The 14,281-nt window shown below is 40.0% G+C and carries 12 protein-coding genes and 2 pseudogenes; 5 read left to right on the forward strand and 9 right to left on the reverse strand.

Annotation, left to right across the window (positions count from 1 at the left end; translation table 11 throughout):
• Positions 1–144 precede the first annotated feature (144 nt).
• Positions 145–729 (forward strand): redoxin domain-containing protein, encoded by a 585-nt coding sequence (locus GVY04_16495; protein ID NBD17669.1) that lies wholly within the window; start codon positions 145–147, stop codon positions 727–729.
• A 79-nt stretch (positions 730–808) separates the two neighbouring features.
• Here GVY04_16495 and GVY04_16500 read toward each other — a convergent pair whose 3' ends face one another.
• Together GVY04_16500 and GVY04_16505 are read right to left on the reverse strand one after the other, a co-directional pair.
• Positions 809–1,189, reverse strand: a complete 381-nt coding sequence (locus GVY04_16500; GenBank protein ID NBD17670.1) for a hypothetical protein — start codon at positions 1,187–1,189, stop codon at positions 809–811.
• Between the two features lie 117 nt (positions 1,190–1,306).
• The gene (locus GVY04_16505; GenBank protein ID NBD17671.1) at positions 1,307–2,992 is read right to left on the reverse strand and encodes an AarF/ABC1/UbiB kinase family protein; all 1,686 of its coding nucleotides are present in this window, start codon (positions 2,990–2,992) and stop codon (positions 1,307–1,309) included.
• A gap of 392 nt (positions 2,993–3,384) precedes the next feature.
• Between GVY04_16505 and GVY04_16510 the strand changes: the two genes are divergently transcribed.
• Entirely contained in the window at positions 3,385–4,542 is a 1,158-nt protein-coding gene (locus GVY04_16510; protein NBD17672.1) for a histidinol-phosphate transaminase, read from the forward strand.
• 55 nt (positions 4,543–4,597) lie between these two features.
• On the opposite strand, the pseudogene GVY04_16515 reads toward GVY04_16510, so the two are convergent.
• The 5 genes and pseudogenes from GVY04_16515 to GVY04_16535 form a co-directional block, all read right to left on the reverse strand.
• Positions 4,598–5,026: pseudogene (locus GVY04_16515) on the reverse strand (MerR family DNA-binding protein).
• Positions 5,027–5,032: 6 nt separating this feature from the next.
• Positions 5,033–5,677: a Uma2 family endonuclease gene (locus tag GVY04_16520; protein NBD17673.1), complete on the reverse strand. Its 645-nt coding sequence runs from the start codon at positions 5,675–5,677 to the stop codon at positions 5,033–5,035.
• A gap of 10 nt (positions 5,678–5,687) precedes the next feature.
• Positions 5,688–6,110, reverse strand: a complete 423-nt coding sequence (locus tag GVY04_16525) for a MerR family DNA-binding protein (protein NBD17674.1) — start codon at positions 6,108–6,110, stop codon at positions 5,688–5,690.
• Positions 6,111–6,233: 123 nt separating this feature from the next.
• Complete coding sequence (locus GVY04_16530) at positions 6,234–6,431, reverse strand: hypothetical protein (GenBank protein NBD17675.1); 198 nt, start codon at positions 6,429–6,431, stop codon at positions 6,234–6,236.
• Between the two features lie 268 nt (positions 6,432–6,699).
• Complete coding sequence (locus GVY04_16535; protein ID NBD17676.1) at positions 6,700–7,188, reverse strand: DUF411 domain-containing protein; 489 nt, start codon at positions 7,186–7,188, stop codon at positions 6,700–6,702.
• A gap of 160 nt (positions 7,189–7,348) precedes the next feature.
• Here GVY04_16535 and GVY04_16540 point away from each other — a divergent pair, with 160 nt between their 5' ends.
• Both GVY04_16540 and GVY04_16545 read left to right on the forward strand, forming a co-directional pair.
• Positions 7,349–8,992: an efflux RND transporter periplasmic adaptor subunit gene (locus tag GVY04_16540; GenBank protein NBD17677.1), complete on the forward strand. Its 1,644-nt coding sequence runs from the start codon at positions 7,349–7,351 to the stop codon at positions 8,990–8,992.
• Positions 8,993–9,003: 11 nt separating this feature from the next.
• Complete coding sequence (locus GVY04_16545) at positions 9,004–9,432, forward strand: nitrogen fixation protein FixH (GenBank protein NBD17678.1); 429 nt, start codon at positions 9,004–9,006, stop codon at positions 9,430–9,432.
• Here GVY04_16545 and GVY04_16550 read toward each other — a convergent pair.
• Together GVY04_16550 and GVY04_16555 are read right to left on the reverse strand one after the other, a co-directional pair.
• The gene (locus GVY04_16550) at positions 9,425–10,006 is read right to left on the reverse strand and encodes a DUF4276 family protein (protein NBD17679.1); all 582 of its coding nucleotides are present in this window, start codon (positions 10,004–10,006) and stop codon (positions 9,425–9,427) included. The two genes, GVY04_16545 and GVY04_16550, sit on opposite strands and share 8 nt — an antisense overlap.
• Positions 10,007–11,203 carry an AAA family ATPase gene (locus tag GVY04_16555; GenBank protein ID NBD17680.1) on the reverse strand — a complete coding sequence of 399 codons (1,197 nt, stop codon included), beginning with the start codon at positions 11,201–11,203 and terminating at the stop codon, positions 10,007–10,009.
• 182 nt (positions 11,204–11,385) lie between these two features.
• Between GVY04_16555 and GVY04_16560 the strand changes: the two are divergent.
• Positions 11,386–14,166 (forward strand): annotated as a pseudogene (locus GVY04_16560) (AcrB/AcrD/AcrF family protein).
• Positions 14,167–14,281 lie beyond the last annotated feature (115 nt).

Genomic DNA, 14,281 nt, shown 5'->3' on the forward strand with positions numbered 1-14,281 from the left:
TGGAGGCACGGGATTGTTTTGTAGGTTAAGTGTGAACAAGAAGTACGTTCAGCTTAACTTATTTGGCGACTCAGGGCTACTAAAAGCCACCACCTCGCGGTAGCAGGTGGTGGTAGTTTACTTGATTGAGAGGTTGTAATTTTTATGGTTAAAACAGCTTCAACCATGCTGGAATTGGGGACAAAAGCCCCAAATTTCAACTTACCGGATACGGTTTCGGGTCGAACGATTTCTCTAGATACCTTTGCTGATAAAAAAGCTTTGTTGATTATGTTTATCTGTCAGCATTGCCCTTTTGTTCAGCACGTTCAATCTGAGTTAGCCCGTATCGGTAAAGATTATATGGAGCAAGGACTCGGTATAATTGCCATTAGCTCCAATAGTGTGGAGACTCATCCTGATGATGCTCCCGAAAAGCTGAAAGCGATGGCAGAAGCCCAAGGGTTTAATTTCCCGTTTTGTTATGACGAAACCCAAGAGGTGGCTAAGGCATATACAGCAGCTTGTACCCCTGACTTTTTCCTATTTGATAGTACGCGCGCACTGGTTTATCGGGGACAACTTGATGATAGTCGTCCCGGTAATGATCAGCCAGTTAATGGCAAAGACTTACGGGCTGCAATTGAAAAAGTTTTAGCAGATGAACCCATTAGTCCAGAACAAAAACCAAGTATCGGCTGCAATATTAAATGGGCACCCGGTAATGAACCTCCCTATTTTCAGGGTTAAACAAATTTTATAATCGTTCAAATCCCCCCTCTCCTAGTGCAGAAAGGGGGGAATTTATTGCAGAAATGAGAAATTGGCATTAAAAAATATTATCTAAATCCAGTGCTGCCGAGCCTCCTTCTTGGAGTTTGAGCAGTAATTTACTCAACTGCGACCACACTAAGCGTCCAGTTATAGCGGTTAATGGCAGCGCGATCGCGCTGGAAATGGGCCAATTATTAATCACAATTTGCAAACCACCCGCTAAAAAAGCGAAAATTCCCCCACAAATGCCTAGAAATGGCACAAATAAAGCCAAAGTTTGCACTGACTTCGTTTGCGCTTCCGATTGATTTGAACTATACCATTGCTGGACATTTTGTTTTAATACTTTTTCAAAGGCACTACCACAAGTGACACTAATGAGAATGCCAAATAACAAGAGCAAATAAGGGGGTTCAGCGAAAAGAGAAGAATACATAATTTATATTATTTTTTGTGTTGTTTCATTAAAGGTAGGGCAAAGGAGTTAATGTTTGTTAGTCGTACTTTGGCAAGTCACTTAACAAACAGAAACCATTCCTAAAGAACTGAGCAATTAATGGTTAATTGCCTTCAGTGCTGCGACTTCTTCTAGGGACATTTCTCGCAAGCTACTTAAAGCAACATCAAATAATTTAGCAGGTTTGAGGTCTTCTTTAACTAAATTCCAAAGTCGTTGCACTTGTTCCGTTTGCAGTTGTTCATTTTCAGTGAGAGCGAGTAACAGTTGTCGCCGTAGATAGCTGCCTTCATCCGACAAAAGATATTCTAAGCCTAAACGGGCAGTGGGGAGTAGATCGAAATTCTCATCATTGGTTCGCGCGATCGCGATCATATTTTCTAAGCGCTGCCATTGGAATTTACCATCTTTAAACAACACTTCTATCAACCGTCGCCGCATCTCTGGCGATTCCCCTCGTAACATCCGTTGGGCAACATAAGGATAGGCAATTTCGACAATTTTGAAGTCTGGATTCAGGGTTAAAGCGAGTCCTTCTTGGGTAATTAAAGAGCGAATAATTAAAGCAAATTTAGCCGGTACTCGGAATGGATATTCATACATTAATTCCGAGAATTGATCAGTAATTGTTTTGAAATTAAAGTTTTTAACGCTTTCTCCCATGGCATTGCCTAATACTTGTTCTAAAGCCGGTAAAATTGGCTCAATTTCGCTATCAGGCGCCAAGAAACCTAAGAAGATAAAATCTTCTGCCAGACGTTCATAATCTCGATTCAATAAGTGAACGACCGAACTGGCAATAGTTTCTTTGGTTTCTTCTTCTAACTGATCCATCATGCCAAAATCAATATAAGCCATTCGCCCATCGGGCATGGCAAATAAGTTTCCAGGATGAGGATCGGCGTGAAAGAAACCATGTTCTAACAGTTGTCTTAACCCAGAAACAACACCAATTTCTACTAATTCATTTTGTTCTAAATTGGCTGCTTTGATTTTATTGGTATCCGTTAGTTTAAAGCCGTTAATCCACTCTAGGGTAAGGACACAATAGCTACTATAATCCCAATAGATTTTCGGCACTTTGACACTCGGTTCATTTTGGAAATTGAGGGCAAATTTTTCGGCATTTTGACCTTCATTAATATAGTCAATTTCTTCAAATAGTTTGCTGCCAAATTCATCAATAATTAGGGTTAAATCATGTCCTAAATTAAGCGGGAGAAACGATTTTATTTTAGTAACCCCCCAACGCATAATATATAAATCAAGGGTAAGAATCGGTTCTAAATTGGGGCGCTGCACTTTCACCGCAACTTCTTCTCCCGAATGAAGCACTGCGCGATAAACTTGTCCTAAACTAGCAGCAGCAACCGGTTGGGGGGAAATTTCTCGATAAACCTCTTTAATTGGACGTTTTAGCTCTTGTTGAATAATTTGAAACGCGATCGCGCTATCAAATGGAGGGAGCTGATCTTGTAATTTCGTTAACTCTTCGAGGAAATCTTTTCTCACCAAATCGGGACGAGTGGACAGGGCTTGACCCACTTTAATATAGGTGGGTCCCAACTTTGTTAACAATTCTCGTAATTGTTTGGCCCGCCGATACTTATGTTTTTCTGCCGCACCGCGCCATTGATCCACCTTTAAGCGGAGAAAAAATCCCCCTAAAACCCAAATTAGAGTTAAAAGTCGTCGTATAACCAGAAAAGGGGATTGACGGTATTCCTGCGCGATCCTTTCGGCGTCGTAACGCGGTCTGGCTTGTTTTTGCATAAATTTCATTTCTAGATACTGCTACACTGCAGATAGCATGTCGTTCTCGTTGATATAGATTTAACTTATTAAACTGCAAGATATCTTAATATTTCTATCATCGCAAACTCAGAGATTGATTGCAACTGATACCCAAAAATCACTGACCACCCAGCTGCACTTCTCACTGGAGTTCCGTTAAGGTAGGTGTAGCGCTAACTCGGGAAAGATTGAGGAAATTGGTCGGAGATCTCACCGATTTTGTATAATCTAGCGATGGAGCTTAGAAAAACTACAAAACTAGTACCCTGAATTTGGGATAACGACTGGAAACTACGAGCAAACTTAGCACAGAGACCGAAGAAACTCTAAAATAAAAATCCCCCTCCCGCATTTTAAGAGAAACTAACTCTCATTCAATCATGCTCAATCATTCTACCCAGACTGCTTTCAATTTCATTCGTCCTCAAATTGCGGACTTGCTGGCTTACTCTTCCCACACAGAAGAGACAGCACTGCCCTCAGATGTGGATAAACTCGACACGAACGAAAGTCCTTATGATCTTCCTGCAGCAGAAAAGGAGAAGTTAGCTAAGCACTATCAAAACATTATTGAGAGTAATCGTTATCCAGATGGGAGTCATGACTTGCTGAAAAGCGCGATCGCGCAGTATGTGAATGAAACGAGTCCCTCTCCCCTTAATTCCAGTTATATTTCGGTAGGGAATGGATCAGATGAACTGATTCGTTCGCTGTTGATTGCCACTTGTGTAGGAACCAACGCCTCAATTCTTGTTTCTGAACCGACCTTCTCCATGTATAAGATTCTGGCACAAACCTTGGGCATCACTACAATTTCCATTCCCCGAGAAGAAACCCACTTTACAATCAAGCGAGGACAGGCGGATCAGGCGATCGCGCAAGCAGCCGCTAGTGGACATTCGGTGAAAGTCATCTTTGTGGTTCATCCCAACTCCCCGACGGGAAACTTACTGAGTCAAGCCGAAATTGAATGGCTGAAAAACCTCCCAGAAGACATTTTGGTTGTTATTGATGAAGCCTACTTTGAATTTAGCGGTCATTCTTTAGTGGGAGAACTCCCAAAACACCACAATTGGGCAATTCTCCGCACCTTCTCCAAAGGGTTTCGTCTCGCCGCCCATCGGGTCGGTTACTGCCTTGCCCATCCTCAACTAACCCAAGCTTTAGAAAAAATTCGTCTCCCTTACAACCTGCCCACTTTTTCCCAAGCAGCAGCCCTAGTTGCTCTTGAAAACCGAGAGCAATTGCTCTCAACAATAGCAGAAACCCAATCAGAGCGAGAAAAACTCACCAATTTCCTTGCTGCTGATTCGCGTTTCCAAGTTTGGGAAAGTGATGCCAATTTTATCTACTTCCGCCTTAATCTTTCGTCTCGGGAGGAACAACAGCAACAACAACAGCATTTAGTTAAAACCTTAAAACAACAAGGAACGTTACTCCGATATACAGCCAATGGGATTAGAATTACCGTGGGCAGTCCTGCTGAAAATAAGCGTACCCAAAATGGTTTAGCTAGCTATTTGGAGAAATATATCTAAAAGTTAGTACAACTAACCAGTTGGTGCCAAGCCAGAAAAGAGGAAAGGATGATTATTATCTTTCTTCTAAAACAGAATCGTCTTGAATAATCGGACAGATTCGATCATCTGGCGGTGCTTCGAGAATGGGATCTGCTCCGACGAGCAGTGATTGAATTTGATTGTGAAGGGGTTGCAGGGCTTGAATTTGTTGATCGATTTGAGTGACTTTATCTTCGAGTTTTTGTTTAACTTCATGACAGGGTAAGTCACCGCGATGGCTTCGCCGACTCCCAAAGGGAGCATCGCGCACCTTTAAAAATTCTCCAATTTCCTCTAAACTCATCCCTAAACTTTGCGCTTGTTTAATAAATTGCAAGCGAATCAGGGTCATTTTTTCCTCAAATAAACGAAACCCAGATGCGATTTTGGGGGGCTAGCGCGATCGCGCAGATTTGATTGAATCATAGCTTGATTCAGCAACGCCAAACTGTCGGCATTGCATTAAGTTTTATCCTTGAAATTGGGCAAGTAACCAAGCCCCAACTTCACTATGAGTCATTTGCCGAGTGCGTTGTAGTGCTGTTTCTAAAAGAGAAATGTCTAATCCTGATAAGACTTGAGATTCGTTAATTCTAAAGCTGCCTTCTGTATTCATAGCAAAAGCAAGGATTTTCCCTTGTTCCACATCAATAATCCAATATTCATCGACTCCTAATGCTTCATACAGCGATCGTTTATTTCCTTGATCATCAAATAGAGAGCTTTTAGCCACTTCAATAACTAGAGTTGGGGGCGGATATTTGTCCAGATCAACAATGCCAGTTCCCCAAGGAATCGTTTTTGCCGTTTTTCCAATATAAAAAGAGGCATCGGGCTGCGCTTCCCGAACCCCTGGTTTGCGATAACTGCAGTTATCATTGCCGTTCAATTCAATGTTTTTAAGCGTTGCAAATAAATTAACCGCATAAAGAATAATATTATGATCTCTTGAATGCTCATTGCTAACAGGTGACATTTCTAGCCTGATATGATTGCAGTGATAATAACTCTTGGTTTTTTGCTCACTCAAGCTGTCTAACACCTGTAGATATTCCTCCCAAGTGCCAACAATCCAAGTGTCTGTGGGAATTTGAATGTTTGTTAGACGACTCATAGTTTAACGATTACTGAGATTGAATAATGGGACAAATGCGATCATCCTCTGGGTTTTCTAAAATGGGATCAGCCCCTGCTAAAAGGGATTTAATTTGAGTTTGCAGGTGTTGTAGGGCTTGGATTTGCTGGTCAATTTGAGTCGCTTTATCTTGGAGTTTTTGTTTAACTTCATGACAGGGTAAGTCACCGCGATCGCGCACCTTTAAAAATTCTCCAATTTCCTCTAAACTCATCCCTAAACTTTGCGCTTGTTTAATAAACTGGAGACGGATTAGCGTGGTTTCTTTTTCAAATAAGCGGAATCCACCTTTGGTTCGTTTTACGGCATGAATCAACCCTAAATCTTCATAGTAACGAATCGTTTTCACTGACAAACCACTGGCTTTACTTAATTCTCCAATTTGGATTAAATCAGAAACCGTAATTGACATCAATTTCTCCCAAAAATAAGTTCAGGCACACCATAAAGATGAACATTTTTCTTGAATTCATATTAGCTCACTTGACATTGACCTGAACCTAAAACCATCCAACCTTAAAGTTATACCGATTTTCTATTGGGGGTGTTGTTGGCTTTCATGATTATATTGATTGCGATACATTTCAGGGTGTGCTTCTTGCATATGACGCATCATGGATTGCCAGTTTTGATGCATATAGTCATGACACTCCTGTATCGCTTTGCGTTCTTCCGGAGTTAGATTTTGCATCATGTGTTCTTGTCCCCAATTTCCTCGATGAGATGGATTCATTATCTGTCCATTTCTTGGCATATTAGAAGGGTTTCGAGGAATATTGCCTTTTGAGCAAGAGCCGTTATTGTATTCAAGCTGAAAATCCCGAAAGTAGTCGCTACACTGCCAATTATGATGTTTCGCAGTAGGTGAGATTTCATTGTTAATCTCCTCAATCACTATCTACTTCTAAAAATAAACCCTCCATTTAACTCGAAGGTATAACGATAGTGATAAAACTTAACGAATCAGCCCTTTGCTCTAGCTGCTGTGAATATGAAGATGTTTAAGAATGTTGTTGATAAACTTCAGTCTCACCTGCTTCCGTAAACGTGAAAACGCTGTAAGGCTGTTTGATATCCCCAGACTCCATTCCCGGTGATCCAATGGGCATTCCAGGCACGGCAATGGCAGCAACATCGGGTTTTTCTCGCAACAAGCGTTTAATATCTGCTGCGGGAATATGTCCTTCGACCACATACCCATTAATGACTGCGGTGTGACAAGCCATTAAATCTTGAGGAACATTCTTCTCGCGTTTAATCGTATCTAGGTTTTCTGTAACGTTGTCTTTGACCGTGAACCCTTCTGCTTTGAGATGTTCTACCCAAGCGTGACAACAGCCACAAGTGGGACTGCGATAGGAAGTCATTTGTAATGTTTCGGGTGCTAACGTATCGGCTTGGGAAGGGTTAACTGCGGTATAAATACCAGCGCCAACGCTACCAGTAATTATCACTGCACCTAAAGAAAGTAACCATTTGCGATTCAACATTATTTTGTCTCCTGTTAAGTAGATCATCTTTATTTACTTATGTTGACATACTTAGCTGAGTCAAGTAATACATTTAAAATTTCATCGTGATTTCATATTTGGAAATTATTGTAATCAGCAATGTAATTAGCATTGACATGATATGCCTTAGATAAAAATAATGCTTTTGCTCTCAAAAAAAATCTCAAGGGTTATTTTCAGTAAACAAACGTTGGGCTTGGGAATTTTTACCCTCTTAACAGGAGGAATTCTTGTTATTACCAATCAATTAAAACCTGCATCTTCCACGATGGATCATAGTGGGCATAATATGTCTCATGATGAAATGATGGCAGTAGATGGTTCTTTTAATCCCACTCCTGTCACGGTTGAAGTTGTTAAACCAGAATTATTACAAGCTAGCGTACAGTACACCGGAACCATTGAACCCTTGCAAGTGGTTACGGTTTATCCGAGAGTGGCGGGACAATTAACCGATTATTCGATTTATGTCGGCGATCGCGTTCAAGCAGGAGATACCATCGCCCAATTAAGCGCTAATGAATTATTAACAGAAGTCTTAGAAGCACAAGCAGAAACGAACACCATGCGAACGGCTTTAGAAGTGAGTCGGATGGAAGTTTTAGAACAGAAAAATGTCATTAAAGAAATTGAAGCCAATCTCACTTATTTAGGGAAAAAATTAGACCGCTTTGCCTTATTAGTTGAGGAAGGCGCGATCACTCAAGATGCTTATGATGTGGTGGAAAGTGAAGTGCAAGCCAAAGAAGCTAATTTAGCCCAAGCCAAGGGTAAACTCTCCCGTTTAGAAGCAAAAGTGGTTAATGATCAAGCAAAAATTCAACAAGCTGAGACGAAGGTTGCCACTGCTTCAACCCTTTCCAATTACAGGGAAATTAAATCTCCCATTAGTGGCATTGTTCAAGAAAGAATCATCGATCCGGGGATAGTCGTACAACCGGGAATGGGAATTCTAAAAATTGGCGATTATAGTCGGATTCGTTTACAAGCAAATGTTGCTCAACAGGATGCCGTTAATATTGATTTAGCGTCTCCAATTACCGCTAAAATTGCTGGGACTGATATGACTATTAATGGAAAAGTCAGTAGTATTTTTCCAGATACTAACAGTGAAACTCGTACCGTCACTGTGGAATCAATTGTTAACAATCCTAGTGGACAATTGCTGTCAGGGCAATTTATTAACATGGAAATTATTACTGAAAGTCAGCCCAATGCTTTAACTGTTCCTCAATCAGCGGTGGTGACGTTTGAAGACAGTCCAGCGGTTTGGATTGTCAAGGGAGATAACACAGCCCATCGGCAAAACGTGAAATTAGGCATGATTAGCAGTGATCGCGTTCAAGTGACTGAAGGATTGCAAAGCAGCGATCGGGTAATCACGACAGGGAATCATCAATTAGTTGAAAATGCCTCTGTTAAAGTTATCAATCAAGGAAATAATGACTTAATTGCAACGAAAACCGAAGAAGATCAAGATAATGTTGCTATTAAATTAATGAGTCCTCCCGAAGTCAAAATTGGTGATGCTGAGTTTATTTTTCAAGTTATGGATAATGAAACTCAACAGGCTTTATCGGTTAAAAATATTGAGATTAAAGCAACGATGCCGATGAAAAATATGGCTCCGATGACAGCCGAAGTAGAAGTTAAGCCTCAAGCAGAAACAGGGACATTTCTCGCGGAAACTTTTTTAGGCATGAAAGGGGAGTGGATCATTTCTGTAGAAATTAAAGAGTCTGAATATCAAGGCAAGCAAGAGTTTAATATTGAAGTTCGTTAAGGAAAAGAATGATGAAAAAAATAATTGTTTTTATTCTACTCCTAAGTTTATTAATGTTTGCTTGTAATTCAGCTTCTAACCAAACTAACACTCAGTCACCCGTTACCTCTGAAGTGGAAACAAGGGAAGAAAAAACTCCCCAAGTGGTTTTAGTCAGTCCTCAAGGAGAAATTCCAATGGGAGATGCGGAATTAATTTTAGAAGTTCAAGATAGTGCTTCAGGCAACGTGATTCCGGTTGAAAATCTTGATGTGAATTCAACAATGCCGATGCCAGGAGGAGATGACATGATTTCTAAGGTTGAAGTCGAACCAGCAGCGAACCCTGGACAATTTAAAGTGAAAACGAACTTTGGTATGGCGGGAACTTGGCACTTAGATGCTAAGATTCAAGATATTAACTATCAAGGGGAAAACCGAATCACTTTAGAAGTTAAGTAAATTTAGTATTGTCTCTATCTAAGTTTTTGATTGTTTCAATGAATACGTTAAAGCTATGAGATTGATTATTACTTAGGTCTAATGTTTGTCCAATAAAACCTGCTTTACTATTGGGTTGATAAGAGGGGACAATTTTCTTTAATTCTTCTTTAGCTGAATTCAGGCGATCGGGATCTTTGTACTTTTGCTTAGATTGTAATTTACTCAATGTATTTTTCTTTAAATCCATTGCTGTTTCTACCGCAGTTAAATCTCCTAAAAACCACGATTCTAATTCATGACAGACAATTCGGATAATAGTATCTGTTCTTCCAGCTTGTTTACAGAGATTAAGCAGTTTCTCTTTTACTTGCAGACAATCACCAGAATCTTGATCTCTGATAATAATAAATTTTGTCTTGTTATCAAATGCTTTTAATTTACGAGGAATTGATTTTTCTAAATCTTGTTTGCCTTCATGGGGAATGCACAAAAAAGCTATTTCTGGACTTAAAATCCGAGGTAATAAAACATCTATTAATTTTTTCATTGAAGGCTCTTCTACCAATAAAATAAGGTCATATTGATAACTCATTTACGGATTAAGCCCTCCGAAAAGCCCTTGTCTCCATAAAGCCCCTGGTAAATCACCTTCTTGATATAATTTATTCAGTATCTCGTTCTCATTGGCTCGATAAATCTTAGTAATCCCTTCTTGTTTTTCTAGCCAAAATATATTTTCTAAATCAACGCCGTTGAGAAAGTCTGGAGAATGAGTAGAAACTAAGACCTGTCCGCTTAACTCATTCTTTTGTAAAGAATAGGCTTGAAACTCTTCTGCTAATTCCATCAAAAGCCAAGGATAAAGTTGATTTTCAGGTTCTTCTATACATAATAACGGATGAGGTTTTGGATCGTATAATAAAACTAAATAAGCAAACATTTTTATTGTCCCATCAGAAACATATCTCGCAATAAAAGGATCTTTAAATGTCTCATCTTGAAACTTTAAAATAAGTCTTCCATCTTCAGTTTCCTTTGCTTCTACTTGAGAAATCCCAGGCACTCTTTGTTTCATTCTTTCTAAGATTTTTTGAAAAATATTAGGATAATTCTCAGAGATATATTGGGCAACTAATGGTAAATTATCTCCCGTCGTTGATAAATGTTCTGCATATCCTACATCTTTACTTCCTCTCGCCACATTAATATGGAAATCAGAAACGTGCCAATTTTCTATTAATAATCTAAAGGCACTGGCAGCTTTAAATCTTTGAAATTGTCCCAGCCCTTTGATAGCTAAAATATCTGCACTCTCTAGGATTTGTTCTTCTCTGTTTAACTCTTGCTCAGTTTTATCAAAATCTTCCTCATTAATAATTGCATAACCTTTGCCATTGGTAAATTCTAGAAAATGAAAAGGCTTACCGCGATTGCCTCTTCTATAACGTAAAATCTCTTTTTGTATAATCGGTTGAGATCCATCTTGACTAATTATTAAGATATAAGTCACAGTTCTCTCTTTTTCTAAAAGTTTCATTTTGAATTTGATTTCAAATTCTATATTCTCGTTTTCATGCCCTCTCGTTACAACTTCTTTAAACCCACCTCTGATTTGTAAGGCTTGACGAATATTATTTGTTAATGCATCTCTTAAAAAGCCAAAAACATCAAACAAAGTGCTTTTCCCTGTGCCATTTGCACCGACAAATACACAAAAAGCAGGTAAGTTTTTTAGTTCTATATTCTGCAAACTTCGATAATTTTTAATTTTCAGTCCAATAATTTGCATTTGAATTGAGTGAAAATATTGATGTACATTTAAATCGGGTCATCTTATTTGAAAATTTAGAAAAAGCTGAAATAAGAAATCATCCAGAACAATTATTTTTGATTATCATTTCATCCTCATTTCATATTCCTATGTCACTTTAATAACTCAGCCCCCGATCCTATTCTAATATCGGTTTCTTTATGAAAACTTTCCTCACCAAATGGTCAATTAAAAATCCCGTTGTCACGATCGCGCTCTATATTGGAGTTGTGGTCCTTTCTATTTTGACCCTAATCCTCATTCCTGTGAGAATGATGCCCTATGTTCAGAGTCCTCTAGTTGCAGTGATTACAATGGCTCCTGGGCAGTCTCCCACTGAGGTAGAAACCGATATTAGCAAACCTATTGAACAACGATTAACCGTGCTGGATGGTGTGCGGTTTGTGCGATCAAGCTCGCAGCAGGATATGTCTTTGGTGACTGTACAATTTGGTTGGGAGGGAGAGATTGATAACGCTGTTCAAGAAGTACAAAGCGTGATGAAGGCAGCGGAAGGAGATTTGCCCCTAGACGGGATTAATACTCGTTCTTACTGGGTTTTGCCCATCGACCCCTTAAATCGTCCCGTTTTAACCTTAGCGTTAACCGGTGAGGGGTGGGATGACATACAGTTAAGGGAATTTGCTGATAATACGTTAGTTGATCGCTTAACGCAAGTGACAGATGTCCAATCAGTCTCCATCTTTGGGGGCTATCGGCGACAATTACAAGTCATTGTCGATCCTCAAAAATTGGGGGCTTACGAACTTTCGATTTTAGAGATTAGAGACGCGATCGATGAAAATAATGTCAGTCAGGGCGCTGGCGTATTAACCCAAGGAGACCAAGAAATCTTAGTGAGAACGGATGATCGCGCCTTAAATGCTCAAACCGTGCGTAATTATCCGGTTTATGAAAGGGGTGGTAGCATCGTTTACGTGCGAGATGTAGCTCAAGTCAAAGATACTTATGAGGAGAGGCGGAGTGGCTACCGTTATAACGGACAATCGGCACTGGCTGTTAACATTATCCAAAAACCCGATGCGAGTTCCCCGCAAGTCATTGAACGGGTACGCCAAGAATTAACAACACTGCAAGGGCAATATCCTGGTCTGGAATTTCAAGAAGCCTACGATAATGCTTTCTTGGTGAAATTTATTAAAGATAGTACCACACAAGAACTGTTAATTAGTGTCATTTTGGCAGGAATTGTCATTCTAATCTTTTTAGAGGATTTTCGCGCTACAGCCATTGTCATGATTTCGATTCCCATGTCCTTGGCGTTATCACTGCTTCCTTTTATCCCCATTTCCATGTCTTTAAACTCTTCTACTTTAGTGGGGATGATGATGGCAATTGGGAAATTAGTGGATGATTCAATTATTGTCATTGATTCCATCGATCGTCAATTCAAAGCGGGAAAAACACCTGCTAAAGCAGCGATCGAAGGGACAGGAGACGTATTTTTAGCCAGCGCCGCAGCCAGTTGTGTGATGATTGCAGCCCTATTGCCAACGATTTCCGCAGGAGGGTTAACAGGGTTAATGTTTGTTGGCTTAGTTTATCCGATGGTATTTGCTTTTGTTGCCTCCCTTTTAGTCTCAATCACCCTCATTCCTCTCATTGCAGTCTTCTTTTTGAAACCTTTTGGTCAAAGAAGACAGAGAACTCCATTGCGATGGTTACTCAGTCCTTTCCATTATGGGTTTATTGCCTTAGAAAGGGGCTATAGTCGGTTATTGGATATTAGCCTTAAAAATCGAGAAATTACCCTCGCGATCGCAGGAGTATTGATTGTTTTCGCTTTTGCATTATATCCCTTCATTCCTCAAGAAATGATGCCTTTAGGCGATTCAGGACAGTTTATGGTTAGCTTGGAATTAGAAGCAGGAACCTCCTTTGAACGCAGTGATCAAGCATCCCGACAATTTGAAGAAATACTGTTAGAACAACCTGAAATTGAGAAGGTATCTGCTGAAATTGGCTTTGAATTGACGCGCAACAGCACTTATTTTAGTGGCTACAGTATGGGTGGGGTGAACAGCGCTTCCATGATGGTAACTCTAAAGCCATTAGGAGAACGGGAACGGGATATTTGGCAAGTCATGGATCGTGTCGAAGCCGAAGCCCAGCAGACCATTCCAGGATTAAGAAAAATTGCCATGAAAGAAATGGGAGTTGATGTGATGGCAACTTCCAGCGCACCGATTCAAATTGCGGTTTACGGTGAAGAATTAGGAGTTTTACACGGGTTAGCTAATCAGGTGTTGGAGATTGCAGAAAACAATCCTGATTTATATATGACTTATACCAGTTCTAGTTTAAATCAACCTGAATATCGTCTAAACATTGATCGTCGCAGAGTACAGGAATTAGGCTTAACCGTTGAAGACATAACCGAACAAACAAAATATGCTCTTAGCGGTGGTTTTACTCGTAAATTTTATAATCGTCCCAACTTACGACAAAACACGATTTTAGTCCGTTATGAACAGCGCGATCGCGCCAATTTTCAAGATTTAGCTTCCACCTACATTACCACACCAAACGGTCAACAAATTCCTTTAGCAATGGTCGCTAATTTAGAACGCAGTGAAGGACCAACCTTAATTGAAAGAGTCAATGGTCGCAGAGTCGTTTATGTAAATGGTTTCTATCGTAAAAGTAATCCTGCTTCGATGAATTTATCAATGGCTGTTGCAATGGAAGCGGGTGCAGAAATCGAGTTTCCCCCTGGTTATGGATTAGATTCCATGGGGGATATGACTGATATGATGATTGAATTTGATCGCCTGCTGAAAGGATTAATTGTTTCCTTGGTTTTAATTTATTTGATTTTGGTGATTCAATTTCGTTCTTTTATCCAACCGCTGGTGATGATGTTGTCGATTCCGTTAGAATTAGTGGGAGTCTTTGGTGCGTTGCTTTTAGCCCAACAAACTGTAAGGATTCAGGTGTGGCAAAACTGGGGAATGAGAGAAGGACAAGGCTCACCGGTGAGAGGACTTTGCAAAGCCTGTTGGAAAAAAGTAATCACCGAACGTCCCTGAAGGCGAC

Source organism: Cyanobacteria bacterium GSL.Bin1, from assembly GCA_009909085.1.
Taxonomy (GTDB): Bacteria; Cyanobacteriota; Cyanobacteriia; order Cyanobacteriales; family Rubidibacteraceae; genus Halothece.